Source organism: Streptomyces sp. R33, assembly GCF_041200175.1.
Lineage (GTDB): Bacteria > Actinomycetota > Actinomycetes > Streptomycetales > Streptomycetaceae > Streptomyces > Streptomyces katrae_B.
Genome location: NZ_CP165727.1, coordinates 3,622,525 through 3,647,283, shown reverse-complemented (window position 1 = coordinate 3,647,283; position 24,759 = coordinate 3,622,525). Strand labels below are relative to the sequence as shown.

General features: G+C 71.8%; 26 protein-coding genes. 13 read left to right on the top strand and 13 right to left on the bottom strand.

All coding sequences use genetic code 11. The features are described from left to right. Positions 1-3: 3 nt before the first annotated feature. Entirely contained in the window at positions 4-372 is a 369-nt protein-coding gene (locus AB5J51_RS16500) for a cupin domain-containing protein (protein WP_053786338.1), read from the bottom strand. Between the two features lie 89 nt (positions 373-461). Then, positions 462-1,193, bottom strand: coding sequence for a dienelactone hydrolase family protein (locus AB5J51_RS16495; protein WP_133897098.1), 732 nt, complete (start codon positions 1,191-1,193; stop codon positions 462-464). A gap of 113 nt (positions 1,194-1,306) precedes the next feature. Here AB5J51_RS16495 and AB5J51_RS16490 point away from each other — a divergent pair, with 113 nt between their 5' ends. The 3 genes from AB5J51_RS16490 to AB5J51_RS16480 all read left to right on the top strand — a co-directional run bounded on the left by AB5J51_RS16490 (position 1,307) and on the right by AB5J51_RS16480 (position 3,814). Continuing rightward, complete coding sequence (locus tag AB5J51_RS16490) at positions 1,307-2,455, top strand: adenosine deaminase (RefSeq protein WP_030290755.1); 1,149 nt, start codon at positions 1,307-1,309, stop codon at positions 2,453-2,455. Between the two features lie 140 nt (positions 2,456-2,595). Further along, the gene (locus tag AB5J51_RS16485) at positions 2,596-2,871 is read left to right on the top strand and encodes a hypothetical protein (RefSeq protein WP_053786337.1); all 276 of its coding nucleotides are present in this window, start codon (positions 2,596-2,598) and stop codon (positions 2,869-2,871) included. Between the two features lie 166 nt (positions 2,872-3,037). Continuing rightward, the gene (locus tag AB5J51_RS16480) at positions 3,038-3,814 is read left to right on the top strand and encodes a hypothetical protein (protein WP_053786336.1); all 777 of its coding nucleotides are present in this window, start codon (positions 3,038-3,040) and stop codon (positions 3,812-3,814) included. A 13-nt stretch (positions 3,815-3,827) separates the two neighbouring features. Here the strand turns inward: AB5J51_RS16480 and AB5J51_RS16475 are convergent, their stop codons facing one another. Both AB5J51_RS16475 and AB5J51_RS16470 read right to left on the bottom strand, forming a co-directional pair. Next, a complete protein-coding gene (locus AB5J51_RS16475; RefSeq protein WP_053786335.1) occupies positions 3,828-4,028 on the bottom strand; it encodes a PspC domain-containing protein in 201 nt (66 codons plus the stop codon). A gap of 62 nt (positions 4,029-4,090) precedes the next feature. Next, the gene (locus AB5J51_RS16470; RefSeq protein ID WP_369777972.1) at positions 4,091-4,672 is read right to left on the bottom strand and encodes a VanZ family protein; all 582 of its coding nucleotides are present in this window, start codon (positions 4,670-4,672) and stop codon (positions 4,091-4,093) included. A gap of 176 nt (positions 4,673-4,848) precedes the next feature. Here AB5J51_RS16470 and AB5J51_RS16465 point away from each other — a divergent pair, with 176 nt between their 5' ends. Then, the gene (locus tag AB5J51_RS16465) at positions 4,849-4,986 is read left to right on the top strand and encodes a hypothetical protein (RefSeq protein WP_158709887.1); all 138 of its coding nucleotides are present in this window, start codon (positions 4,849-4,851) and stop codon (positions 4,984-4,986) included. 17 nt (positions 4,987-5,003) lie between these two features. Here the strand turns inward: AB5J51_RS16465 and AB5J51_RS16460 are convergent, their stop codons facing one another. The 3 genes from AB5J51_RS16460 to AB5J51_RS16450 all read right to left on the bottom strand — a co-directional run bounded on the left by AB5J51_RS16460 (position 5,004) and on the right by AB5J51_RS16450 (position 7,112). After that, the gene (locus AB5J51_RS16460) at positions 5,004-5,645 is read right to left on the bottom strand and encodes a PH domain-containing protein (protein WP_133897093.1); all 642 of its coding nucleotides are present in this window, start codon (positions 5,643-5,645) and stop codon (positions 5,004-5,006) included. 25 nt (positions 5,646-5,670) lie between these two features. Further along, a complete protein-coding gene (locus AB5J51_RS16455; protein ID WP_053786332.1) occupies positions 5,671-6,306 on the bottom strand; it encodes a class F sortase in 636 nt (211 codons plus the stop codon). 92 nt (positions 6,307-6,398) lie between these two features. Then, positions 6,399-7,112: a hypothetical protein gene (locus AB5J51_RS16450; RefSeq protein WP_053786331.1), complete on the bottom strand. Its 714-nt coding sequence runs from the start codon at positions 7,110-7,112 to the stop codon at positions 6,399-6,401. A gap of 307 nt (positions 7,113-7,419) precedes the next feature. Between AB5J51_RS16450 and deoC the strand changes: the two genes are divergently transcribed. The 3 genes from deoC to AB5J51_RS16435 are packed head-to-tail and all read left to right on the top strand — an operon-like array spanning position 7,420 to position 10,713. After that, on the top strand, positions 7,420-8,382 hold the full coding sequence (deoC, locus tag AB5J51_RS16445; protein WP_078987312.1) for a deoxyribose-phosphate aldolase: 963 nt from the start codon (positions 7,420-7,422) through the stop codon (positions 8,380-8,382). Positions 8,383-8,387: 5 nt separating this feature from the next. After that, positions 8,388-9,824 (top strand): aldehyde dehydrogenase family protein, encoded by a 1,437-nt coding sequence (locus AB5J51_RS16440; protein WP_053786329.1) that lies wholly within the window; start codon positions 8,388-8,390, stop codon positions 9,822-9,824. Then, a complete protein-coding gene (locus AB5J51_RS16435) occupies positions 9,817-10,713 on the top strand; it encodes an aldehyde dehydrogenase family protein (RefSeq protein WP_053786328.1) in 897 nt (298 codons plus the stop codon). The genes AB5J51_RS16440 and AB5J51_RS16435 overlap by 8 nt, the downstream gene beginning before the upstream one ends. A gap of 69 nt (positions 10,714-10,782) precedes the next feature. On the opposite strand, the gene AB5J51_RS16430 is transcribed toward AB5J51_RS16435, so the two are convergent. Next, entirely contained in the window at positions 10,783-11,127 is a 345-nt protein-coding gene (locus tag AB5J51_RS16430) for a hypothetical protein (protein WP_053786327.1), read from the bottom strand. 55 nt (positions 11,128-11,182) lie between these two features. Here AB5J51_RS16430 and AB5J51_RS16425 point away from each other — a divergent pair, with 55 nt between their 5' ends. After that, positions 11,183-11,881: a uridine kinase gene (locus tag AB5J51_RS16425; RefSeq protein ID WP_078612999.1), complete on the top strand. Its 699-nt coding sequence runs from the start codon at positions 11,183-11,185 to the stop codon at positions 11,879-11,881. A 121-nt stretch (positions 11,882-12,002) separates the two neighbouring features. Here AB5J51_RS16425 and AB5J51_RS16420 read toward each other — a convergent pair whose 3' ends face one another. Continuing rightward, the gene (locus AB5J51_RS16420) at positions 12,003-12,707 is read right to left on the bottom strand and encodes a SigE family RNA polymerase sigma factor (protein ID WP_053786326.1); all 705 of its coding nucleotides are present in this window, start codon (positions 12,705-12,707) and stop codon (positions 12,003-12,005) included. A gap of 178 nt (positions 12,708-12,885) precedes the next feature. Here AB5J51_RS16420 and afsQ1 point away from each other — a divergent pair, with 178 nt between their 5' ends. From afsQ1 to AB5J51_RS16405, 3 genes are read left to right on the top strand one after another with little or no spacing between them, the layout of a single operon-like run. Beyond that, positions 12,886-13,563, top strand: a complete 678-nt coding sequence (gene afsQ1 / locus AB5J51_RS16415) for a two-component system response regulator AfsQ1 (RefSeq protein ID WP_030290789.1) — start codon at positions 12,886-12,888, stop codon at positions 13,561-13,563. Positions 13,564-13,616: 53 nt separating this feature from the next. Next, on the top strand, positions 13,617-15,044 hold the full coding sequence (locus tag AB5J51_RS16410; RefSeq protein ID WP_234382061.1) for a cell wall metabolism sensor histidine kinase WalK: 1,428 nt from the start codon (positions 13,617-13,619) through the stop codon (positions 15,042-15,044). Further along, positions 15,028-15,651: a hypothetical protein gene (locus tag AB5J51_RS16405; RefSeq protein WP_053786323.1), complete on the top strand. Its 624-nt coding sequence runs from the start codon at positions 15,028-15,030 to the stop codon at positions 15,649-15,651. Before AB5J51_RS16410 ends, AB5J51_RS16405 begins: the two co-directional genes overlap by 17 nt. A gap of 942 nt (positions 15,652-16,593) precedes the next feature. On the opposite strand, the gene AB5J51_RS16400 is transcribed toward AB5J51_RS16405, so the two are convergent. From AB5J51_RS16400 to AB5J51_RS16390, 3 genes are all read right to left on the bottom strand, one after another. Continuing rightward, a complete protein-coding gene (locus AB5J51_RS16400) occupies positions 16,594-18,249 on the bottom strand; it encodes a phospho-sugar mutase (protein ID WP_053786322.1) in 1,656 nt (551 codons plus the stop codon). A gap of 50 nt (positions 18,250-18,299) precedes the next feature. After that, positions 18,300-19,106, bottom strand: a complete 807-nt coding sequence (locus AB5J51_RS16395) for a purine-nucleoside phosphorylase (RefSeq protein ID WP_369777971.1) — start codon at positions 19,104-19,106, stop codon at positions 18,300-18,302. Between the two features lie 160 nt (positions 19,107-19,266). Further along, positions 19,267-19,704 (bottom strand): gamma-glutamylcyclotransferase, encoded by a 438-nt coding sequence (locus AB5J51_RS16390; RefSeq protein ID WP_053786320.1) that lies wholly within the window; start codon positions 19,702-19,704, stop codon positions 19,267-19,269. Between the two features lie 196 nt (positions 19,705-19,900). On the opposite strand from AB5J51_RS16390, the gene AB5J51_RS16385 reads away from it, so the two are divergent. Both AB5J51_RS16385 and AB5J51_RS16380 read left to right on the top strand, forming a co-directional pair. Continuing rightward, the gene (locus tag AB5J51_RS16385) at positions 19,901-21,340 is read left to right on the top strand and encodes an NAD(P)H-quinone dehydrogenase (RefSeq protein WP_136225871.1); all 1,440 of its coding nucleotides are present in this window, start codon (positions 19,901-19,903) and stop codon (positions 21,338-21,340) included. Between the two features lie 175 nt (positions 21,341-21,515). Continuing rightward, on the top strand, positions 21,516-22,466 hold the full coding sequence (locus AB5J51_RS16380) for a DeoR/GlpR family DNA-binding transcription regulator (RefSeq protein WP_369777970.1): 951 nt from the start codon (positions 21,516-21,518) through the stop codon (positions 22,464-22,466). 180 nt (positions 22,467-22,646) lie between these two features. On the opposite strand, the gene AB5J51_RS16375 is transcribed toward AB5J51_RS16380, so the two are convergent. Continuing rightward, on the bottom strand, positions 22,647-24,401 hold the full coding sequence (locus AB5J51_RS16375; RefSeq protein WP_053786317.1) for a biotin carboxylase N-terminal domain-containing protein: 1,755 nt from the start codon (positions 24,399-24,401) through the stop codon (positions 22,647-22,649). Positions 24,402-24,759 lie beyond the last annotated feature (358 nt).

Sequence of the window (24,759 nt, the reverse complement as noted above, 5' to 3'; positions counted from 1 at the left end):
AGGTCAGCCGGCCGGCTTTGCGTAATTGCCGAAGCCGGTCCAGTCCAACGCGACGCACTGTTCGTCGCCCACGACCCAGGCGTCGTGTCCGGGTGGGATCTGCATGAGGTCGCCGGGGCCGTACTCCTCGCTGTCCCCGTCGTCCATGACGACCTTCATCCGGCCGCTCACCACGTATCCCGTGTGGGCGGCCTGGCAGCTGTCCGTGCCCGCCAGCGGCTTGATGTGCTGCGACCAGCGCCAGCCCGGCTCGAAAACCGCGCGGCCCACGTCACCGCCGTCCGTCTGGATCACGTCCAGCCTGCCCTTGCCGTCTTCGAACGGACGGGTCTCGTCCGCCTGGTCGAAGCTCTTGCGCACGATTCCGGCCATGCCGAATCGCCTCCCGCGGAGAAGGACCCCGAGTCCACTCCTCACGATACGCGCGGGCGGCCGTCCGCTCGCGCCGTCGCCCCCGCAGGTCAGCCCCGCAGCGACCGCCCGAACCCGGAGGCGAGCGGCATCCGCAGCCCCAGCGGCGGCGGCGCCGCCAGCGCGTCCGTCACCGGCCGCGAGTACCGCCCGGAGAACATCGCCCCCAGGACGAAATCCACGGACAGCGCCACGACTTCCGCCTGGTGCTCCCGCAGCCGGTGTCCGTCCGAGTGCACCTCGAACCGGCACGTCGCCCGGTTCGCCTTCTTCGCCCGCGCCGCCAGCCGAAACGATGCTTCAGGATCGCTGCGCGCGTCGTTCGTCCCGTGCACGATCAGCACCTGCCGCCCCGACAGCTGCTTCACCGGTTCCGGGGAATCCGCCGAGACCACCTCGCCTAAGGAAGGGGCAAGCGCCAGCACCGCGTTGACGGCGTCGTGGCCCGCCGCCCGCAGCGCCGCCCGGCCGCCCGCGTCGTAGCCGACGAGGCACACCGGCACGTCCCCGTACCGGCGCACGACCTCGCCGGCCGCCCACCGGGCGTCGTCCTCCCGGCAGGCCCCCCGGCCGTGCAGGACCGTGTGCGCGACCAGCCCGTCCGCCCCGCCCGCCCGGACCAGTGCCCGCGCGAGCGGACGCACCGGACCGGGGAACAGTCTGGACGCTCCGGGGAGCAGGAGGACCGCTCCGTTGACTGTGCTTCCCGTCGAGACCGAGCCGTTCGCGCCGGCCGCCCGCCCCAGGCGGGCCCCGCGCGCCGGCGGCGCATCCTGTGCCATGGCGGAACATTCTCAGACTGACAGGTGTACGCGACCCGTCCGTACGGTCTCTGTTACGTATCGACCCCCGTCGCCGACGCGCTGCTCTACGCGCGTAGGAGTAGAGTGCCCGGATGACGAGCGAGACCCCCAACCTGCCGACGCCGGACCAGATCCGCCGCTCCCCGAAGGTGCTGCTCCACGACCACCTCGACGGTGGCCTGCGCCCCGGGACCATCATCGAGCTGGCTCGCGAGGCCGGCTACGAGAGCCTTCCCGAGACGGATGCCGACAAGCTCGGCATCTGGTTCCGCGAAGCCGCCGACTCCGGCTCCCTGCCCCGCTACCTGGAGACGTTCGCGCACACGTGCGCCGTCATGCAGACGAAGGCGGCGCTGTTCCGCGTCGCAGCCGAGTGCGCCGAGGACCTGGCCGAGGACGGCGTCGTGTACGCCGAGATCCGCTACGCCCCCGAGCAGCACCTGGAAGCCGGCCTGACCCTCGAAGAGGTCGTCGAGGCCGTGAACGACGGCTTCCGCGAGGGCGAGCGCCGCGCGAAGGCGAGCGGTCACCGCATCCGCGTCGGCGCCCTGCTGACCGCGATGCGCCACGCCGCCCGCGCGCTGGAGATCGCGGAGCTGGCCAACCGCTACCGCGACAACGGCGTGGTCGGCTTCGACATCGCCGGCGCCGAGGCCGGGTTCCCTCCCACCCGCCACCTCGACGCCTTCGAGTACCTCAAGCGCGAGAACAACCACTTCACGATCCACGCGGGCGAGGCCTTCGGTCTGCCGTCGATCTGGCAGGCCCTGCAGTGGTGCGGTGCCGACCGCCTGGGCCACGGCGTGAAGATCATCGACGACATCGAGGTCGCCGAGGACGGTTCCGTGACCCTGGGCCGCCTGGCCTCGTACGTCCGGGACAAGCGCATCCCCCTGGAGATGTGCCCGACCTCGAACCTGCAGACCGCCGCGGCCGCCTCGTACGCCGAGCACCCGATCGGCCTGCTGCGCAAGCTGCACTTCCGCCTGACGGTCAACACGGACAACCGCCTGATGAGCGGCACCAGCATGAGCCGCGAGTTCGAGCACCTGGTCGACACCTTCGGCTACACGCTCGACGACATGCAGTGGTTCACCGTCAATGCGATGAAGTCCGCGTTCATTCCTTTCGATGAACGACTGGCCATGATCAACGAGGTCATCAAGCCCGGTTATGCGGAGCTGAAGTCGGAATGGCTGTTCCAGCAGACCGCTTCGACCAGCGGTTCCGTCTCGGTCTAGGCCACGGCATGACGCAAGGAAAGCGCCCGGGGAAGGCAATTCCCGGGCGCTTTCTCGTATTTACGTATGTTTGCGGCCGTGGGTTTGAAGTGACTAGTTTGCGGAGCCGCTCAATTCCCCGTCGCAAGGACTCAATCTTCATGAAGAAGTCAGCTGCCAAGACTCTCGGTGCCGCCGCCCTCGGCGCCGCCTTCGTCGCCGCCGCCGCCGGTTCCGCCTCGGCCGCCGTGCCCGCGATCGGCCTTTCCGACGCGCTGGGCACCGTGACCGGCGCCACCCAGGGGCTCACGAACCAGCAGAAGGCCACCCCCGAGGACGGCCCGCAGAGCGACGTGGCCAGCCCCCTCAACCAGCTCACCGACGCGGTCGGCCCCACGCTCGGCGGCCTGCCCGTCGGTGGCGCGCTCGGCGGCTGATCCCCGCCGGATCCGCGCGCGGATCCGGCCGCGGGTTCGCCCGCGGATTTTTCGTACGTGCACGCACGTGGCGCACGCCGGTTCGATCGGGTGTGTGCCACGGCGTGCCGTGTGCCACGATCACCACCAACTGCCCGCCGACGCACTGGGTATGAGGTCATCGGTCATGCGCTTGAACGCACGAGTCACGGTCGGAGCGGCCACCGCCGCCCTGCTCCCCGCCCTCCTCCTGGGAGCCGTGGGATGCAGCAGCAAGGACGCCCCCGCGGCCGGCAAGACGCCCGACCCGAAGGGCTCCGCCCCCGCGGACTCTCCCGCCGCCTCCCCGGGCGGCGCCCCGGGCGGCTCGGCCGCGCCGAAGGCCGCGGCGAGCAAGCTGGAGCGCTCCGCGCTCGAACAGGGCGATCTGCCCGGCTACCAGGTCTCCGCGCAGGGCAAGAACCCGAACGCCCCCGACGGCCAGCCGCAGGCCGACCGCAAGGCCTGCCAGCCCCTGGCCGACATCATGGGCGACAAGCCCGACCCGGCCGCCCGCGAGACCGTCAACCGCGGAGTCGGCTCCCAGAAGCAGGTAGGACTCGCCGTCTCCGCCTCCGTCAGCTCCTACGCCGAGAGCGACGCCAAGGCGCTGGTCGCCCGGCTGAAGGACGCGGTCGCCGCCTGCGGTACGGGCTTCTCCGCCACCGTCGACAAGCAGAGCGGCAGCTACCGCGACGTACGGCCGGCCGAGTACAAGACGGCCGGCGACGAGAGCGTCAGCTGGACCACGACCGCGGCCGCCCAGGGCGTCTCCGCGCAGGTCCACGTGGTCGTCGTACGCCAAGGCGCCACGATCGTACGGCTGATGGCCCTCAACGTGGCGGCGACGGCGGACCGGCAGAAGCCGCAGGTCCCGCACGAGGTGGCGGACAAGCAGCTCGAGAAGGTCCGCAGCGCGGGCTGAGCAGCCGGACGCGCTACCAGGCCTGGGAGGCGGACTTCTCGTTCGGCAGGAGCACCCACAGCGCCAGGTAGATCAGGAACTGCGGGCCGGGCAGCAGGCACGACACGACGAATATCAGGCGCATCGTATTTGCGGAAATTCCGAAGCGGCGCGCCAGTCCGGCGCAGACGCCGCCGATCCAGCGGCCGTCACGGGGGCGGGCAATGGCGCTCATGGGTTTCTCCTCTGTGGGTTCTGCGGGCCGCCGAATCGGTATGCGGCGGCTCCCGCGATACCTCAATACTCCCGCGGCACTGCCGACAGAACGTCGGTCCACGGACCGAGGCCGACCCTGGGAATTCTCGGGGTGGACCCCTGAGAGGAGCGCTGCGACCGCTGCGAGCGTCGCAGCCGCGCCCGCAGCGCCGGTACGACGGCCACGTGTGCGAGCACCACGCCGAGACCGTTCAGCAGGACCGAGTCCACGTCGACCACCTGCCCGGGCACCGCGCTCTGCAGCATCTCGATGCTGAGCGAGACCAGCGCGCCCGCGGCCGCGGTCCGGCCCAGCGAGGACCACGCGGCCAGCGGCGAAGGAGCCAGGTTCCCGTTGACGAGCGGCAGCAGCACCCCGAGCGGGGCGAGCAGCGCCAGCCCCTCCCCGATCCGCCGGGCCGCCTCGAGCGGCCCGTACGTGAGGTGCGCCCGGATCCCCTCCAGCGGGGTCAGATTGGCGGCGGCCGCCCAGGGCACGTCCAGGGGCCGCAGGGTCAGCCAGCCGACGAGGAGGAGATGAGCGACCAGCAGCCCCCCGCCCAGGAGCCGGAGCCGGAGGTGAATGGCGGTGGCGGCACTGCGGCCGACCTCATTGCGCTGCACACCTGCGAGGACGCAGCGCCCGGTGGCTGCGGTTCCGGTCGGATCCGGCGAGCGCACGGCATATGACGATCCGATCGGATGAAGCCACGGCGGGTCGGCGCTGAACCCGCTTCCGCCACCGACGTCGACCCGCACAGTGGGCGCGGTCCACCGGTGGCAGCCGAAGGAGAACAGCCATGCCCGCACGACGCAGCAACGTACGACGCACAGCAGCGAGCGGCGGCGCACGACGGCCGCTGCACACGATCGTGGCGGGCTTCTGCGGCCGCGCCCTGTCCGCGGCCCTCGCCGGCCTCGGCATCCCCCGCGCCTAGGGGCCGCCGGGCCCCCGTCAGCGGGTGGCGAAGAGGACGATCAGGAACACCGCGCCCGCGACGGCGGGCGCGATGACCTCGTACGACCACCGCACGCGCACGCTGCCCTGGGCGCCGGCCCGCGAGGCGCCGCGCTCGGCGAGCTCGCGCAGCTCGTCCACCACCTGATCCGCGTGGGCCCGCGGCGGTTCGACGGCGGCGGCCGCGTCGCCGCCCTCGGGCGAGCCGAGTCCCTTGCCGGTGAGCCCGCCGCGGCGGGAGAACTGCTGCCGGTTCGCCTTCTTCCGCTCGCGCAGCGAGACCGGGACGGACCACAGCTGGTACTTCGACCCCTCGGCCAGCACCTCCGCCGAATACCCGGCACGCACCGCGTCCACGGCGGCCCACGGCAGCTCGATGACCCGGAACGGGTTCCGTACGCGCATCCGGTTGTCGTTGGCGAAGACCGCCGGCCGGATGGTGAAGGCCACGGTCAGCGGTACGGCCAGCAGGGCGATCGCCGCGGCGAACCATCGGGCGTTCCCCGATCCCCGCACGATGGCGTCCCCGCAGAGCCACGCGATGAGCGCGAGCAGCAGAACGCCGGTGACGACGGCCATGGGGGAGCGGTAGACCCGGTCGTCGTACACCGGTTCATCAGTGGGCTGCTGGCTGCTCATGCGCCCGATTCTGCCTCAAGCCGTCTCAGCCCACGAGATCGGCGTACACGATGATGTTGTCGGGGCGGTGGCCGTCGGTGATCTCGCCGCCGCAGGTGATCAGCCGCAGCTCGGGGCGCGCGGTGTTCCCGTACACCTTGGCGGTCGGGAAGCTCTTCTTGTCGACCTGTTCCAGCTCGCGCACCCGGAAGACGGCGGTGGTGCCGTCCGCCCGGGAGACGGTGATCTCGTCACCGGTGCGGATCTTCGAGACGTTGCGCAGGACGGCCGGGCCGCGCGCGGTGTCGAAGTGCCCGATCAGCACGGCCGGACCGGTCTCGCCCGGGGTGACGGCCTTGGTGTACCAGCCGATGCGGTCGCCGTCCGCGACGGAGGGCACCTCGACGGTGCCGTCGGCGGCCAGGCCCAGTTCCAGCAGCGGGCCCGCGTCCACCCCGGCCGCGGGGATGCGCACCCGTACGGGCTGCGAGGCGGGCAGCGGGGCGGCGGGCACGGCCCCCGCCCCGGCGGACGAGGCCGCAGCCGGCGCGGGCGCGGTGGCCGCGGCGATGTGCGGCGGGGGCGTGGGGGCGGCCGGTGCGCCGCCGCAGCCGGTCAGGGCGGCGAGGGCGAGCGGGCCGAGGAGGGCGGCGGCGAGCAGGGGGCGGACGCGGTGGGCCATGGGGTGCTCCGGGAAACGGGCCCGGCGGGCCACCGTGGAGGTGGCCCGCCGGAAGGAGGTACGGGGAGGAACCGGAAGGGCAGGGGTGCTGCTCAGGCGCCGTTGCGGGCGCGGCGGGCTCGGGCCATCCGGGCCACACCGAGGCCGCCGAAGATCGCGACGAGACCGGCGCCGGCCGCCATCGTGGTGCTGTTGTCGGTGTCCTCGGCGGCGATCTCCGCGCCGGCGGCGACCGCGCCCTGCGGGACGACCACGGTCTGCGCGCCCGTCTGCGGCTTCACGTCGGCGGCCGGCTTGACGGTGACCTTGGAGGTGGCGGCCGGCTGCGCGGAGGGCTTGGCCGAGGGCTGGGCCGACGGCTTGGTGGGCGTGGTGGCCTTCGGCAGCTCGTAGAAGTCCGCGGCGCCCTCGGTCATCACACGGACGGTGAGCCCGTAGGAGCCGGGGTTCCCCTCGGAGAGCTTGTACTGGATGCCGTCGACCAGCGCGACGGGGTTCGAGGGGTCCAGCTTCGCCAGTACGCGCCCCGCGACGCCGTCGGCCGGCTTCCAGTCGGCGCCGACGGCGCGGATCCAGACCTCGGGGCCCTCGACGTCGTTGCGCAGCACCGCGATCCGGCCGTCGGCGACGAGGTGGGCCTCGCCGTCGTAGCGGCCCTTGTCCGACGAGGCCGCAGACACCGTCGTCACCGCGGTCACCGAGGTGACGGCCTGCGGAGCGGGCGCGGCGAGTGCCGTCGCGGCCGGCGCGAGCAGGGCCCCGGCGAGGGCGGCGGTGACGATCGAGGTACGGAGGGCGGTGCGCATAACGACTCCTGGAAGCTGTGTCGCGGGATGGTGGGAGAGTCGCATGCCCCTTTTCTCTACGGGTTCTCTGCCGAAGCTTTCATCCGGTGAGGTCTGGCGGGCTGCTGAAGAGAAATTTACGGATCTTGTTCGACCGGACGATCGGGTTCCCGTCTTCGTCGCGTAACAGGAAAAGCGGAGGTCAGCGGTCCGCAGGCGCGGACCCGGCCGAGCCCTCGCCGCGCCCGGATGTGGCCAAGCCCGCACAGATGTGCGGCCGCGGGGGGTGACAGGCCGCTACGCGCGTAGATATGCTCATCTTGTGACCATGCCCACCACCCTCACCGCATTCGCTGACGTGACGACGTCCGACAGCGCGCTGCGCCGCTTCCTGCACGGGCTGCCCGGCGTAGACGCCGTCGGCCTGGAGGCCCGCGCGGCCGCGCTCGGTACCCGTTCGATCAAGACCACGGCCAAGGCGTACGCCATTGACCTGGCCATTTCGATGATCGACCTGACCACGCTTGAGGGTGCGGACACCCCGGGCAAGGTCCGAGCGCTCTCCGCCAAGGCCGTCAATCCCGACCCGACCGACCGTTCGACGCCGATGACCGCCGCGGTCTGCGTCTACCCCGACATGGTGGCCACCGCCAAGGCCGCCCTGAACGGTGCCGACGTCAAGGTGGCCTCCGTCGCGACGGCCTTCCCGGCCGGCCGCGCCGCGCTGCCCGTCAAGCTCGCGGACACCCGTGACGCCGTCGCCGCGGGCGCCGACGAGATCGACATGGTCATCGACCGTGGCGCCTTCCTCGCCGGCCGCTACCTGGAGACGTACGAGCTGATCAAGGCCATCAAGGAGGCGTGCGTACGCCCCGACGGCAGCGCCGCCCGTCTCAAGGTCATCTTCGAGACCGGCGAGCTGTCGACGTACGACAACATCCGCCGGGCCTCCTGGATCGGCATGCTCGCGGGCGCCGACTTCATCAAGACCTCCACCGGCAAGGTCGGCGTCAACGCCACCCCCGCCAACACGCTGCTGATGCTCGAAGCCGTCCGCGACTTCAAGGCGCAGACTGGAATCCAGATCGGCGTGAAGCCGGCCGGCGGCATCCGGACCACCAAGGACGCCATCAAGTTCCTGGTCCTGGTCAACGAGACCGTGGGCGAGGACTGGCTGTCCAACCACTGGTTCCGCTTCGGCGCCTCCAGCCTGCTCAACGACCTGTTGATGCAGCGCCAGAAGCTGAGCACCGGCCGTTACTCCGGTCCCGACTACGTGACGGTGGACTGATCACCATGGCATCTGCATTCGAGTACGCACCGGCCCCCGAGTCCCGCTCGGTCGTCGACATCGCCCCCTCGTACGGGCTCTTCATCGACGGTGAGTTCACCGACGCCGCCGACGGCAAGGTCTTCAAGACCGTCTCGCCGTCGTCCGAGGAGGTCCTCGCCGAGGTCGCCCAGGCCGGCGCCGCCGACGTCGACCGCGCCGTCAAGGCCGCCCGCAAGGCCTTCGCGACCTGGTCCGCGCTGCCGGGCTCCGAGCGCGCCAAGTACCTCTTCCGCATCGCCCGGATCATCCAGGAGCGCAGCCGTGAGCTGGCCGTCCTGGAGACCCTGGACAACGGCAAGCCGATCAAGGAGACCCGCGACGCGGACCTCCCGCTGGTCGCCGCGCACTTCTTCTACTACGCCGGCTGGGCCGACAAGCTCGACCACGCCGGCTACGGGCCGAACCCGCGCCCGCTGGGCGTCGCCGGCCAGGTCATCCCGTGGAACTTCCCGCTGCTGATGCTGGCGTGGAAGATCGCCCCGGCGCTCGCCACCGGCAACACCGTCGTGCTGAAGCCGGCCGAGACGACCCCCCTCTCCGCGCTGTTCTTCGCGGACATCTGCCGCCAGGCGGGCCTGCCCAAGGGTGTCGTCAACATCCTCACGGGCTACGGCGACGCGGGCGCGGCCCTCGTCGAGCACCCGGACGTCAACAAGGTCGCCTTCACCGGCTCGACGGCCGTGGGCAAGATGATCGCCCGCCACGTCGCCGGCACCGACAAGAAGGTCACCCTGGAGCTGGGCGGCAAGGGCGCCAACATCGTCTTCGACGACGCCCCCATCGACCAGGCCGTCGAGGGCATCGTCAACGGCATCTTCTTCAACCAGGGCCAGGTCTGCTGCGCGGGCTCGCGCCTGCTGGTCCAGGAGTCGATCCACGACGAGCTGCTGGACTCCCTCAAGCGCCGCCTGAGCACCCTGCGCCTGGGCGACCCGCTCGACAAGAACACCGACATCGGCGCGATCAACTCCGCCGAGCAGCTCGCCCGGATCACCGCGCTCGCGGAGACCGGCGAGGCCGAGGGCGCCGAGCGCTGGTCCCCGGCGTGCGAGCTGCCGTCGTCCGGCTACTGGTTCGCCCCGACGCTCTTCACGAACGTCACCCAGGCGCACACCGTCGCCCGCGACGAGATCTTCGGCCCGGTCCTGTCGGTGCTGACGTTCCGTACGCCCGACGAGGCCGTCGCCAAGGCCAACAACAGCCAGTACGGCCTGTCCGCCGGCATCTGGACGGAGAAGGGCAGCCGCATCCTCGCGGTCGCGAACAAGCTCCGCGCGGGCGTCGTCTGGGCCAACACGTTCAACAAGTTCGACCCGACCTCGCCCTTCGGCGGCTACAAGGAGTCGGGCTTCGGCCGCGAGGGCGGCCGCCACGGCCTGGAGGGCTACCTCGATGTCTGAGACGACCACGCGTCTGAACGTCTTCAAGACCTACAAGCTGTACGTGGGCGGGAAGTTCCCGCGATCCGAGAGCGGCCGGGTGTACGAGGTGCAGGACTCCAAGGGCAAGTGGCTGGCCAACGCCCCCCTGTCCTCCCGCAAGGACGCCCGTGACGCGGTCGTCGCGGCCCGCAAGGCCTTCGGCGGCTGGTCGGGCGCGACCGCGTACAACCGCGGGCAGATCCTCTACCGCATCGCCGAGATGCTCGAGGGCCGCCGCGAGCAGTTCGTCCGCGAGGTCGGCGAGGCCGAGGGCCTGTCCAAGTCGAAGGCGGCCGCGGTCGTCGACGCGGCCATCGACCGCTGGGTCTGGTACGCGGGCTGGACGGACAAGATCGGCCAGATCGTGGGCGGGGCCAACCCGGTCGCGGGCCCGTTCTTCAACCTCTCCACCCCGGAGCCGACCGGTGTCGTCACGGTCGTGGCCCCGCAGGACTCGTCCTTCCTGGGCCTGATCTCCGTGATCGCCCCGGTGATCGCGACGGGCAACACGGCGGTCGTGATCGCCTCGGAGAAGGCGCCCCTCCCGGCCCTGTCCCTGGGCGAGGTGCTGGCCACCTCCGACCTGCCCGGCGGCGTCGTCAACATCCTGTCCGGCAAGGCCGCCGAGATGGGCCCGCACCTGGCGTCCCACCAGGACGTCAACGCGATCGACCTGGCGGGTGCCGACACGGCGCTGGCCAAGGAGCTGGAGATCGCGGCGGCCGACAACCTCAAGCGCGTCCTGCGTCCACAGCCTGTGGACGACTGGAACGCCGACCCGGGCACGTCGCGCATGACGGCGTTCCTGGAGACGAAGACGGTCTGGCACCCCACGGGTTCGCTGGGCTCGGGCGGATCCTCGTACTGAGGACCCCCTCCGAAACCGGCCCCGGCAGCGTCCCCCGCGCTGCCGGGGCCTTTTCGCGCCCTCGTGCGGCTACTTCGGGAGCAGCGGGCCGAGCAGCGAGGACGCGGCCGCCTCGGGCAGCTCGCCGATGGACGGCCCCTGCGTCAGGATCCCCGTGACCATGGTGGTGCCGACCGCCGGGAAGTCGGCGACCCTGGTGGCCACGCCGTTGTCGAGCGGGTCCACCCCGGTGTGCGCCAGGGGGTTGACCTTGAGGTTCGCGAGGGGGTCGGTGGCCCCGGCGAGGGCCGCCGGGACCGAGAGCTCACCGGCCTGGGCCCCGCCCGCGGCCATGGCCAGGGCCGCGCCGGCCATGGAGAGCGTGAGGCCTGCGGAGCGCAGGGTGGAGCTGCCGGAGGCTGCGTGACGTGCCATTGGGGTTCCCGCCTGAGGTCGTAGTCGCGTGCGCACGCAGCGTAGTTGAGGTGTGATCCTGGATACCAACCGGCCACCGGAGGCATCCCCTGCGCGGGGGAATGGTTCAGACTGGTGTCCCGTGAGCTCTTCCTCTCCTTTGCCTACGCGTGTCGTCCTGTTGACCGGGCCTTCGGGCTCCGGCAAGTCCAGGTTGGCTGCCCGTTCCGGGCTGCCGGTGCTCCGCCTGGACGACTTCTACAAGGAGGCGGACGACCCGACCCTTCCGCTGGTCGAGGGCAGTTCCGACATCGACTGGGACTCCCCGCTGTCCTGGGACGCGGACGTGGCGGTCGCCGCGATCGTGGAACTCTGCGCGGCAGGCCGTACCGAGGTGCCGGTGTACTCCATCGCCACGTCCTCCCGTACGGGAACCGAGACGCTGGACATCTCCCGCACCCCGCTCTTCATCGCGGAGGGGATCTTCGCCGCGGACATCGTCGCCCGGTGCCAGGAGCTGGGGCTGCTCGCGGACGCGATCTGCCTGCGCGGGCGGCCGTCGACGACGTTCCGGCGCAGGCTGATGCGGGACCTGCGCGAGGGCCGCAAGTCACTGCCGTTCCTGCTGCGCAGGGGATGGCGGCTGATGCGGGCGGAACGGGGCATCGTGACCCGCCACATCGCCCTGGGCGCGCACGCCTGCAACCGCGACGAGGCCCTCGGCCGCCTGGCAGCCTGCGCAGCCGGCCGCCACCGCACGGCCGCCCCGGCGTAGTGAAATGAGAAGGCGGGATCATGCGGACCCCCGGCCGCCTGATCCCGCCTCCTCCCCCCGCAGGCCCCCGTCCCACCCCCGTAGGACGGTCCCCCTGGCCCATGGTCTGTGGTGTGCCGCGTTACGCGACGAGCTCCTCGAAGGACTCCGCCTCGTCGCGGCCGAAGCTCAGCACCTCGTCGTCCCGCAGGCGCCGCAGCGACCGCCAGATGCTCGACTTCACGGTGCCGACGCTGATGCCCAGGATCTCCGCGATCTCCGGGTCCGTACGGCCCTCGTAGTAGCGCAGCACCAGCATCGTGCGCTGCGGCTCCGGGATGCGGGCCAGCGCCTGCCACAGCACCGCGCGCAGCTCCGTACCCCGCATCGCGTCCGCGTCCGAGGCCGTCTCCGGGAGCTCCTCGGTCGGGTACTCGTTCAGCTTCCGCCGGCGCCACGCGCTGATGTGCAGGTTCGTCATCGTGCGCCGCAGGTACCCGCCGACGGCCGCCTTGTCGCTGATCCGGTCCCAGGCCCGGTACGTCGAGAACAGCGCGCTCTGCAGCAGGTCCTCGGCCTCGTAACGGTCACCGGTCAGGTGGAAGGCCGTCGCGTACAGGGCGGCCCGCCGCTCCTGGACGTACGCCGTGAACTCGGCCTCCGAGGTGGAGGACAGCTCGGGCGTGCGCTTCTCCGGGACGGAAGGCCCGTACGTGTTCGCGTCGATGGCCACCGTGTGCGCCGGCCGCGGACGGGCGACCGTCACCGAACGGACACCTGCCCGGCGGTTCACATCGTGCAGCCGCGTGACAACCGCGCTGGTGGTGGTGCTGTGCAGCGTGTTCATCTCGCGCCCCCCGTCGTGGAGTCTGCTTCGGATCCTGCTCGGTTTCGTTGGTAGAAGACTGCCCGGCCGACTTAACCGGGGTGTCCGCCGACTGTCACAGGCCTGTCACAGCGACCCCTGTGCGATCCCGTGCACCCGACGGTCGAACTCCGAACGGTCGATGGGACAGAATGAGCCCGTGCCTTTCCTGTTGCTGATCGAGGACGACGACGCCATCCGCACGGCCCTCGAACTCTCCCTGACTCGCCAGGGCCACCGTGTGGCCACCGCGGCGACGGGCGAGGACGGCCTGAAACTGCTGCGCGAGCAGCGGCCGGACCTGATCGTGCTGGACGTGATGCTGCCCGGGATCGACGGTTTCGAGGTGTGCCGGCGGATCCGCCGCACCGACCAGCTGCCGATCATCCTGCTCACCGCGCGCAGTGACGACATCGACGTGGTGGTGGGCCTCGAGTCCGGCGCCGACGACTACGTCGTCAAGCCCGTCCAGGGCCGGGTGCTCGACGCCCGGATCCGGGCCGTGCTGCGCCGCGGGGAACGGGAGGCCACCGACTCCGCGGTCTTCGGCTCCCTGGTCATCGACCGGGCCGCGATGACGGTCACGAAGAACGGCGAGGACCTCCAGCTGACGCCGACCGAGCTGCGGCTGCTGCTGGAGCTCAGCCGCCGGCCCGGGCAGGCGCTCTCCCGGCAGCAGCTGCTGCGGCTGGTCTGGGAGCACGACTACCTCGGCGACTCCCGGCTCGTGGACGCCTGCGTGCAGCGGCTGCGCGCCAAGGTCGAGGAAGTGCCGTCCTCACCCACCCTCATCCGGACCGTTCGTGGTGTCGGCTACCGGCTGGACTCGCCGCAGTGATCAAAGCTCTGTTCGCGGGCCGGCGCTGGACCAGCCTGCGGCTGCGGCTCCTGATGGTGTTCTGCCTGGTCGCGCTGGTGGCCGCGGTCTCCGCGTCCGGCATCGCGTACTGGCTCAACCGCGAGGCGGTGCTCACCCGTACCCAGGACGCGGCCCTCGGCGACTTCCGCCAGGAGATGCAGAACCGGGCCGCGGCCCTGCCCGCCGACCCGACCCCCGAGGAGATGCAGCGCACCGCCGAGCTGATGGCGGGCAGCAGCCCCGGCTACAGCGTGCTGCTGGTCGACGAGCGGGGCGGCCGCAAGGTGTTCGGCGCGGCCGGTCCCGACTCCTTCGGGCTGGACGACGTACCGGCCTCGCTGCAGCGTGCGGTGAACGACCGGCAGAAGGCGACGGCGGCCAACGACTCCGAGTACCACGTGTACTGGCAGCGGACGAAGCCGCGCGGCAATCCGTACCTGGTCGGCGGGACGCGAATCGTGGGCGGCGGGCCGACCGGCTACATGTACAAGTCCCTGGCGCAGGAGCGGGACGACCTGAACGCGCTGGGCTGGTCGCTGACCATCGCCACGGGGCTCGCGCTGCTCGGGTCGGCGCTGCTGGCGCAGGCCGCGGCCCGGACCGTCCTCAAGCCCGTACAGCGGCTGGGGGACGCGGCGCGGCGCCTGGGCGAGGGCGAGCTGGACACCCGGCTGGAGGTGTCGGGTACCGACGAACTGGCCGATCTGTCGCACACGTTCAACAAGACGGCGGAGGCGCTGGAGAAGAAGGTCGCCGACATGAGCGCCCGGGAGGAGTCGAGCCGGCGCTTCGTCGCGGACATGTCGCACGAACTGCGCACTCCGCTGACGGCGTTGACGGCGGTGGCCGAGGTGCTGGAGGAGGAGGCCGACGACCTCGATCCGATGATCGCACCGGCGGTGAAGCTGGTCGTCAGCGAGACCCGGCGGCTGAACGACCTGGTGGAGAACCTGATGGAGGTCACCCGCTTCGACGCGGGGACGGCGCGGCTCGTGCTCGACGACGTGGACGTCGCCGACCAGGTGACGGCGTGCATCGACGCGCGGGCGTGGCTCGACGCCGTCGAACTCGACGCCGAGCGCGGCATCGTGGCGCGGCTCGACCCGCGCCGCCTCGACGTCATCCTCGCCAACCTGATCGGCAACGCGCTCAAGCACGGCGGCTCGCCGGTTCGGGTGTCGGTGGTCGTCGAGGGCGAGTGGCTGGTCATCGCGGTCCAGGACAACGGTCCGGGCATCCCGCAGGAGGTGCTGCCGCACGTCTTCGACCGGTTCTACAAGGCGAGCGCCTCGCGGCCGAAGTCGGACGGCAGCGGGCTGGGCCTGTCGATCGCCGTGGAGAACGCACACATCCACGGCGGTGACATCACCGCCGCCAACGGGCCGGAGGGCGGCGCGCTGTTCACGCTGCGGCTGCCGGTGGACGTGGGGAAGGTGATCGCCGGTGACGCGGACGCGTAGGGCGGCAGTGCTCCTGCTGGTGTCGGGCCTCGTGTCCGGCTGCGGGATCAGGGCGACGACGGTGCCGGTGGACGTCGGTCCGGCGCCTTCGCGCGTGTCGTGCGACACCCCGGAGCTGAAGACCGGCGTACAGGGCTTCCGCGCCACGGTGGAGCTCGTGTGCGGATCGCAGCTGGTCGGCGTGGAACGGGTGGTGCCGGTGCCGGAGAAGAAGCCGGTACGCGACCCCGTGGTGCTGGTCGCCGAGGCGCTGCTGGAGGCGCTGGAGCGGGAGCCGTCGGCGGAGGAGCGGGACGCGGGCTTCACGACGTCCGTCCCCGACGGGCTGACGGTCGCACCGGCGCGCCCGGGCGATCCGGCGGGCACGATCCGGCTCAGCCGCAAGCCGGAGGACCTGCCGCCGGTCGCGCTGTCGCAGGTGGTGTGCACGCTGGCGGGCAGCGAGGCCGTCTCGGCGGGCCCGGGCCCGGTGGTCCTCGGCGGCCCGGACGCGGATCCGCCGCGGGCATGGGAGTGCACGGAAGCCGTCCGCTCCCGCCCGGAATCGGTCCCCACCCTGGGCGAACTGGTCCGCCCGACGGCGTCGCCGAGCCCGTCCGGCTCCTGACGCGCCGCTCTCCTTCTGGACGCGCCGCTCGCACGGCTCGGCCCTGGCGGGCCTCCCCGGCTTCGCACCGCTGCGCCGGCCTCCGACCGGCGGCGAGCCGGCCGGGGCTTCGGCCCCTGCCCGGCCGGCTCGGGAGGCTCTGCGGAGGCCGGCCCTGGAACGGGCACGGCCCCGACGCCAGCCCAGGGCTGATCGTGACCAGTCCGACGGCGCCCGCCGATCCAGCCAGGCTTCCAAGGTGTCGGTGTCGATGTAATCGGCAGGCACCGGACGGGCTGAACGCCCCAGACGGCCCGCCGGACGCCGAGACCGGAGAAGCGCGTAGCGATCTGACGCGCTCGGGTGGCCCGCAGGGGCTCTGGTCACCGTCAGGTGCGGTTAACCGCGCCCCTGGTCCGGATCTCGGGCCTGGACGGCCCGGATGCCCAGGGTGCCTGAGCCCGGCACCCCGCCTGGTCTCCGATACCGCGTTCCTCGGACGATGGACCGTGCCGTTCCTTCGGGGGTTTCCCGGCAGTCCTTGTCTTTCCGGGGCGGGTCGGTCGGTCAAGGGTCGCGGGAGGCGATCGCGCAGCGACGCGAACGCAGTGAGCGCCCTTGACGGGCCGGCACGAACCGGAAGGACGATGGGACTGACGGGAAACCCCCGAACCACTCCGATACGCCCGGGGGGCTCCGGTCGGACCCGCACCCAAGCACCCAAGCACCCAAGCACCCAAGCAACCTGACCGATCCATCCCCCTCCCCCCGAAACCGGCGACGGCCCCCCGAGCCGGAGCTCAGGGGGCCGAGGGGCCAGGCCCCGGTGGACGGACCGGGGCCTGGCAGGGGCCGAAGCCCCTGGACTGCGCCCGACGGACGGAGTCCAGCGCAGCGGCGCGAAGCCGGGGAGGCCCGGCAGGGCCGAGCCGCACGAGCGGCGCGGGAGGAACGCGGGTGGAATCAGATGCCCGCGGCTGCCGACAGGTCCTTCTTGATCGCGTCCAGGATCTCCTGGCCGCGGGTGCGGGCCGGTGCGAGGTCCGCGGCGTCCGCCACGGGGACCACGACCTCCAGGTAGCACTTCAGCTTCGGCTCCGTGCCCGACGGCCGCACGATCACCCGGGCCTTGTAGTCGCCCTCCAGGTAGTAGCGCAGGCCGTCCGTGGGCGGCAGCGTCTCCGTACCGCGGTTCAGGTCCTCCGCCGAGGAGACCCGCAGGCCCGCCAGCGACACCGGCGGCTCCGCCCGCAGCGCAGCCATCGCCGAGGCGATGACCGACAGGTCCGAGACGCGGACCGACAGCTGGTCGGTGGCGTGCAGGCCGTGCTCCATCGCCAGGTCGTCCAGCAGGTCGGTCAGCGTGCGGCCCTGCTCCTTGAGCTCCGAGGCCAGCTCCGCCACCAGCAGGGCGGCCGTGACGCCGTCCTTGTCGCGGACGCCCTCGGGGTCCACGCAGTAGCCGAGCGCCTCCTCGTAGCCGTAGCGCAGGCCCTCGACGCGGGCGATCCACTTGAAGCCGGTGAGGGTCTCCTCGTAGCCGACGCCCGCCGCCTGCGCGATCCGTCCCAGCAGGGAGGACGACACGATGGACTCGGCGAAGACGCCCGTCGCGCCCTTGTGGACCAGGTGGGCCGCGAGCAGCGCGCCGACCTCGTCGCCGCGCAGCATGCGCCAGCCGGTCGCCGAGGCGTCGTCCGGGACGGCCACAGCGCAGCGGTCCGCGTCCGGGTCGTTCGCGATCACGATGTCCGGCCCGGCCTCGGCGGCCTTGGCGAAGGCCAGGTCCATCGCGCCCGGCTCCTCCGGGTTCGGGAAGGCCACGGTCGGGAAGGCCGGGTCCGGCTCCGCCTGCTCGGCCACGAGGACCGGCTCCGGGAAGCCGGCGCGGGCGAAGGCGGCCAGGACGACGTCCTTGCCGACGCCGTGCATGGCCGTGTAGACGGTCCGCACGCCCCGGGGGGAGCCGGGGGTCAGGACGGCGTCCGTACGGGCCAGGTAGGCCTCCAGGACCTCGTCGCCGAGGTCCTCCCAGCCGGACTCCGGACGGGGGACCGAGGCGAGGGTGTCCACGCGCCCGATCTCCGCGGCGATCTCCGCGTCCGCGGGGGACACGATCTGCGAGCCGTCGCCGAGGTAGACCTTGTAGCCGTTGTCCCGGGGCGGGTTGTGGCTCGCGGTCACCTCGACGCCGGCGACGGCACCCAGGTGCCGTATGGCGTACGCGAGGACGGGCGTCGGCAGCGGGCGGGGCAGGACGGCCGCGCGCAGGCCCGCGCCGGTCATCACGGCGGCGGTGTCACGGGCGAAGTCCGCGGACTTGTACCGCGCGTCGTAGCCGACGACGACCAGGCCGCCGGCGTGGCCCTGGGCCTTCAGGTAGGCCGCGAGGCCCGCCGCGGCCCGGATGACCACCGAGCGGTTCATCCGCATCGGGCCCGCGCCGATCTCGCCGCGCAGTCCGGCGGTGCCGAACTGGAGGGTGCCGGAGAACCGGTCCGCCAGCTCCGTGACGTCCCCGGCCTCGATGAGCTTCGCGAGCTCCTCGGCCGTCTCGGGGTCCGGGTCCTCCGCCAGCCAGGCCCGGGCCCGGGTGATCAGGTCGTCCTGTTCCTGCACTACTTCCGCCTTGTCTCTCGTACGGTCTTTTCTCGTACGGTGCCGGTGCCTCAGATGCGGGCGAGGACCTGGGTCAGCAGCTTGCCCATGCGCGCGGCCGAGTCACGGCCGGCCTGGAGCACCTCTTCGTGGTTCAGCGGCTCGCCGGAGAGGCCCGCCGCCAGGTTGGTGACCAGGGAGATGCCGAGCACCTCGGCGCCGGCCTCGCGGGCGGCGATCGCCTCGAGGACCGTGGACATGCCGACCAGGTCGGCGCCCATGACGCGGATCATGTTGATCTCGGCCGGGGTCTCGTAGTGCGGGCCGGGGAACTGGACGTAGACGCCCTCTTCGAGGGTCTCGTCGATCTCCTTGCACATCGCGCGCAGGCGCGGCGAGTACAGGTCGGTCAGGTCCACGAAGTTCGCGCCGACGATCGGCGAGGCGGCCGTCAGGTTGAGGTGGTCGCTGATCAGGACGGGCTGGCCGGGCTTCATGCCCTCGCGCAGGCCGCCGCAGCCGTTGGTCAGGACGACGGTCTTGCAGCCGGCGGCCACGGCGGTGCGCACGCCGTGGGCGACGGCGGCGACGCCGCGGCCCTCGTAGTAGTGGGTCCGGCCGAGGAAGAGCAGCGCGCGCTTGTCGCCGATCTTGTACGAGCGGATCTTGCCGCCGTGGCCCTCGACCGCGGGCGGCGGGAAGCCGGGCAGCTCGGTGACGGGGAGCTCGGCCTCGGGGGCGCCCAGCGCCTCTGCGGCGGGGGCCCAGCCGGAGCCCATGACGAGGGCGACATCGTGGGTTTCGGCGCCGGTCAGCTCACGCAGGCGGGCGGCTGCGGCGGTGGCGTCGGCGAAGGGGTCGGTAACAGATGCGTTCACGCAGACGAGCGTAGCCGAGCATTGCCTACGCGCGTAGATGGCGCAGCTCACGGTGTTCGGATCGTTGCCTTGTCGTTTCCGCCGAATCGACCGCTTTCCTGCACGCCGCGGCCGGGCGCCGCCGGACGGAGTCCGGTGCGTCACAAGCGGGGAGAGGGCCTCAGCAGGGCCGCTTGCGCAGTTCCATCACGTAGTCGTGCGGGGCGCCCGCCGATTCGGCGGCGTCGGCGATCTCACCGAGGTAGCGCGCCGAGGGCAGGCCGCCCTCGTAGCCGTTCAGCACGTAGCACCACGCCGCCTCCTCGCCGTCCAGCGTGTGGACGCGGATCCGCATCCGGCGGTAGATGTCGAGCCCGACGCCCTCCCACCGGTCCATGGAGTCCTCGTCCAGCGGCGCGATGTCGTACAGCGCGACGAACACCTGGTGCCTCGGGGCCTCGACGATCGTGGCGAGGGCGCCCTCCCACCCCATCTGCTCACCGCCGAAGGTCAGCCGCCAGTCGTTGATCCAGCCCGTGCCGCGCAGCGGCGAATGCGGAGCGCGGCGCGTCATCAGCCGCGGGTCGAGGTTGCCGGCGTACGCGGCGTAGAGCGACATGAGGTCGAGGGTACGGGAGGGGCGGGGATGGCCGCGTGCCCGGATGGTGCCCGGACGACGCCCGGATGGCCGGACCGGGGGAGAAGCACCTTGAAGCGTGCGGGACAATGGGGCACGGAATGCATCCCCCGGGGAGACCCCCCGGAAGCCCCGGCCGGGGCGGCAGCCGGCCGGGTAGACGTGAGGCGGAGTTTTCGTGACCCGGATCGTGATCATCGGCGGCGGACCCGGCGGGTATGAGGCGGCCCTCGTGGGGGCCCAGCTCGGCGCGGAGGTGACCGTCGTCGACTGCGACGGCCTCGGTGGCGCCTCCGTCCTCACCGACTGCGTACCCTCCAAGACCCTCATCGCGACCGCCGAGGTCATGACGACCTTCGACTCGTCGTACGAGGAGCTCGGCATCGTCGTCGCCGACGACACCCCGCACATCGAGCAGGCCGCGCGCGTCGTCGGCGTCGACCTCGGCAAGGTGAACCGGCGCGTCAAGCGCCTCGCGCTCGCGCAGTCGCACGACATCACCGCCTCCGTCACCCGGGCCGGCGCCCGCGTCGTACGGGGCCGCGGCAAGCTCGGCGGCCCGCAGGGCATCGACGGCACGCGCGACGTCATCGTCACCGCCGCCGACGGCAGCGAGACGATCCTCACGGCCGACGCCGTGCTGATCGCGACCGGCGGCCACCCCCGCGAGATCCCGGACGCCATGCCCGACGGCGAGCGGATCCTGAACTGGACCCAGGTCTACGACCTGGACGAGCTCCCCGAGGAGCTCATCGTGGTCGGCTCCGGCGTCACCGGCGCCGAGTTCGCCGGCGCGTACCAGGCCCTCGGCTCCCGGGTGACCCTGGTCTCCTCCCGCGACCGCGTGCTGCCCGGCGAGGACCCGGACGCGGCCGCCGTCCTCGAGGACGTCTTCCGCCGCCGCGGCATGAACGTCATCGGGCGCTCCCGCGCCGAGTCCGCCAAGCGCGTCGGCGACCGGGTCGAGGTCACCCTCTCCGACGGGCGCGTCATCACCGGCACGCACTGCCTGATGGCCGTCGGCGCGATCCCGAACACCAAGGACATGAACCTGGAGGAGTCCGGGGTCCGGCTCAAGGACTCCGGGCACATCTGGACCGACAAGGTCTCCCGTACGTCCGCGCCCGGCGTGTACGCGGCCGGCGACGTGACGGGCATCTTCGCGCTGGCCTCCGTCGCCGCCATGCAGGGCCGCATCGCGATGTACCACTTCCTCGGCGACGCGGTGGCCCCGCTCAACCTCAAGACGGTCTCCTCGAACGTCTTCACCGACCCGGAGATCGCCACCGTCGGCTACACCCAGGCCGACGTGGACGCCGGCAAGATCGACGCCCGCGTGGTGAAGCTGCCGCTGCTGCGCAACCCGCGCGCCAAGATGCAGGGCATCCGGGACGGCTTCGTGAAGCTGTTCTGCCGCCCCGGCACCGGGATCGTGGTGGGCGGTGTGGTCGTGTCGCCGCGCGCGAGCGAGCTGATCCACCCCATCTCGATCGCCGTCGACAACAACCTGACCGTCGAGCAGATCGCAAACGCGTTCACGGTGTACCCCTCGCTGTCGGGATCGATCGCCGAGGTGGCGCGCCAGCTGCACACGCGGAAGGCCGCCGGCGAGGCGTGAGAACGGCAACCGCCCCACGTCGCAAGGGGACTTGGGGCGGGTCGCCGGTGAGTGAAGAGACGTTCACTCAGCCGTCCGGACGCGTATACCACTAGTCGCCCTGTTTTATGGACAACTTCGGTATTCCGGCGCAAGGAGCTGAAACAAGACGGTCGTTGGGGTTACTGTCAGTTTCGTGTTCGCTGCAGAACGTCGCCAATTGATTCTCGAAATGGTGCGGGCCAACGGAGCGGTATCGCTCCGGGAGCTCGCCCGCGTCGTCCAGACCTCCGAAGTGACCGTACGGCGGGACGTGCGGGCGCTGGAGGCAGAAGGACTCCTCGACCGCCGACACGGCGGTGCGGTATTGCCGGGCGGTTTCACGCGGGAGTCCGGATTTCCGCAAAAGTCCCATCTCGCGACGGCGGAAAAGACCGCCATTGCCGACGTAGCGGCCGGCCTTGTCGAAGAAGGCGAGGCCGTCGTCGTCGGCGCGGGCACCACGACCCAGGAGCTGGCCCGCCGGCTCGCCCGGGTGCCCGGACTGACCGTCGTCACCAACTCGCTGCTGGTCGCGCAGGCTCTGGCCCACGCGAACCGGGTGGAGGTGGTCATGACCGGCGGGACCCTGCGGGGTTCGAACTACGCGCTGGTCGGCAGCGGTGCCGAGCAGTCCCTCCAGGGGCTGCGGGTGTCGCGGGCCTTCATCTCCGGGAGCGGCCTGACCGCCGAGCGCGGGCTGTCCACGTCCAACATGCTCAGCGCGAGCGTGGACCGGGCGCTGGTGCAGGCCGCGACGGAAGTGGTGGTGCTGGCCGACCACTCGAAGCTCGGGACCGACACCATGTTCCAGACCGTGCCGACGGACGTGATGACCCGTCTGGTCACGGACGAGCCGCCGCCGCACGACGACCGGGCGGCGACGGAGCTGCAGGCGCTCGCCGACCAGGGAGTGCAGATCACCGTGGCCGGGGCCGTCGCCTCCGGCGGTGAGGGGATGGTGGGCCGGCGCCCGCGCAGGGAGTCCCCGCTGCCGGTGCAGAGGCGTGGGGGGCCGTCGGCGCAGCTGCGCAGCGCGCCTGCCTCGCTGCTCGAGCAGGCTGCTGCCGGGGACCGCCCCCGCGTCGCGGACATGAGGCGCAGGTAGGAGCCCTGGGGCTCCGCCCGGGACCCCGCGCCTCGAACGCCGGCGGGGCTGGATCTTCCAGCCCCGCCGGCGTTTGAGGCGCGGGTGTTGCGGGTTCCGGCCCCGGCAGCGGCCGCGCAGACGAAAAAACGGGGTTCCCGGGGCGGTGGCCCCGGGAACCCCGTCAGAGGTTCAAGGACGTCAGTCCTTGATCTCGCAGATGGTGGCGCCGGAGGTGAGGCTGGCGCCGACCTCGGCCGTCAGGCCCACGATCGTCCCGGAGCGGTGCGCGTTCAGCGGCTGCTCCATCTTCATGGCCTCGAGTACGACGACCAGGTCGCCCTCGTTGACCTGCTGGCCCTCCTCGACCGCGACCTTGACGATCGTGCCCTGCATCGGGGACGCGAGGGTGTCGCCGGAGGCCGCCGGGCCGGACTTCTTGGCCGCGCGGCGCTTCGGCTTCGCACCGCCCGCAGCGGCCGTGCGCGCCAGGGTCATGCCCAGCGAGGACGGCAGCGAGACCTCGAGGCGCTTGCCGCCGACCTCGACGACCACCGTCTCGCGGCCCGGCTCGTCCTCGGCCTCGTCCGCAGCCGGAGCCGCGAACGCCGGGATCTCGTTGACGAACTCGGTCTCGATCCAGCGGGTGTGCACCTGGAAGGGGTCCGAGGTGAACGCCGGGTCGGCGACGACCGCGCGGTGGAACGGGATGGCCGTGGCCATGCCCTCGACCTCGAACTCGGCCAGCGCGCGGGCGGCACGCTGGAGCGCCTGCTGGCGGGTGGCGCCGGTGACGATCAGCTTGGCCAGCAGGGAGTCCCAGGCCGGGCCGATGACCGAGCCGGACTCGACGCCCGCGTCCAGGCGGACACCGGGGCCCGACGGGGCGGCGAACTTCGTGACCGTGCCCGGGGCCGGCAGGAAGCCGCGGCCCGGGTCCTCGCCGTTGATGCGGAACTCGAACGAGTGGCCGCGCAGCACCGGGTCGCCGTAGCCGAGCTCCTCGCCGTCGGCGATGCGGAACATCTCGCGCACCAGGTCGATGCCGGTGACCTCTTCGGTGACCGGGTGCTCGACCTGGAGGCGGGTGTTGACCTCGAGGAAGGAGATCGTGCCGTCGGTGCCGACGAGGAACTCGACGGTGCCGGCGCCGACGTAGCCGGCTTCCTTCAGGATCGCCTTGGACGCGGCGTACAGCTCCGCGTTCTGCGCCTCGGAGAGGAACGGCGCGGGAGCCTCCTCCACCAGCTTCTGGTGGCGGCGCTGCAGCGAGCAGTCACGGGTGGAGACGACGACCACGTTGCCGTGGCTGTCGGCCAGGCACTGGGTCTCGACGTGCCGCGGCTTGTCGAGGTAGCGCTCGACGAAGCACTCGCCGCGGCCGAAGGCGGCGACGGCCTCGCGGACGGCGGAGTCGTAGAGCTCCGGCACCTCTTCGAGGGTGCGGGCGACCTTCAGGCCGCGACCGCCGCCGCCGAAGGCGGCCTTGATCGCGATCGGCAGGCCGTGCTCCTTGGCGAACGCCACGACCTCGTCGGCACCCGAGACCGGGTCCGGCGTACCGGCGACCAGCGGGGCGCCGGCGCGCTGCGCGATGTGCCGGGCGGCGACCTTGTCGCCGAGGTCGCGGATGGCCTGCGGCGGCGGGCCGATCCAGGTCAGGCCGGCGTCGAGCACGGCCTGCGCGAAGTCGGCGTTCTCGGAGAGGAAGCCGTATCCGGGATGGATGGCGTCCGCGCCGGAATCGGCTGCGGCCTGCAGGACCTTGGAGATGTCCAAGTAGCTGGCGGCCGGGGTGTCACCGCCCAACGCGAAAGCTTCGTCGGCCGCGCGGACATGCAGAGCGTCCCGGTCCGGATCGGCGTAGACGGCTACGCTTGCGATTCCGGCATCCCGGCAGGCCCGAGCAACGCGGACAGCGATTTCGCCACGGTTGGCGATGAGCACCTTGCGCACGATGGCTCCCTCCTTGAAACAAGCTGAGTTTAGGGACAGCCCACACGGCGTTTCGACCCTTCCCTGGTGGTGACCTTGCCCACACGCAGTGTGATTCGAGTCCACCTCCAAGGAGGAAAGCCCTTGTGGCGCCCCAGGTCAGGGGGATCCCCAACTGCACAGTAACCCCGTCATGTATCCAAGGTCTCTGTCCGCCGGGTCAGCGGCCCCCTGTGATTCTTTGTCGAGTCCCTACGAACGGCCCACACATTCTTTGCGTGTCCGCGGCCCGGGGGGCCCTTCGCGTAACGAAGCTGCCCGGACCCCTTGTCCGTACGTTTACCCGTTAGTAGCCTCCAGGCGTCGAACAGGCTTGTGG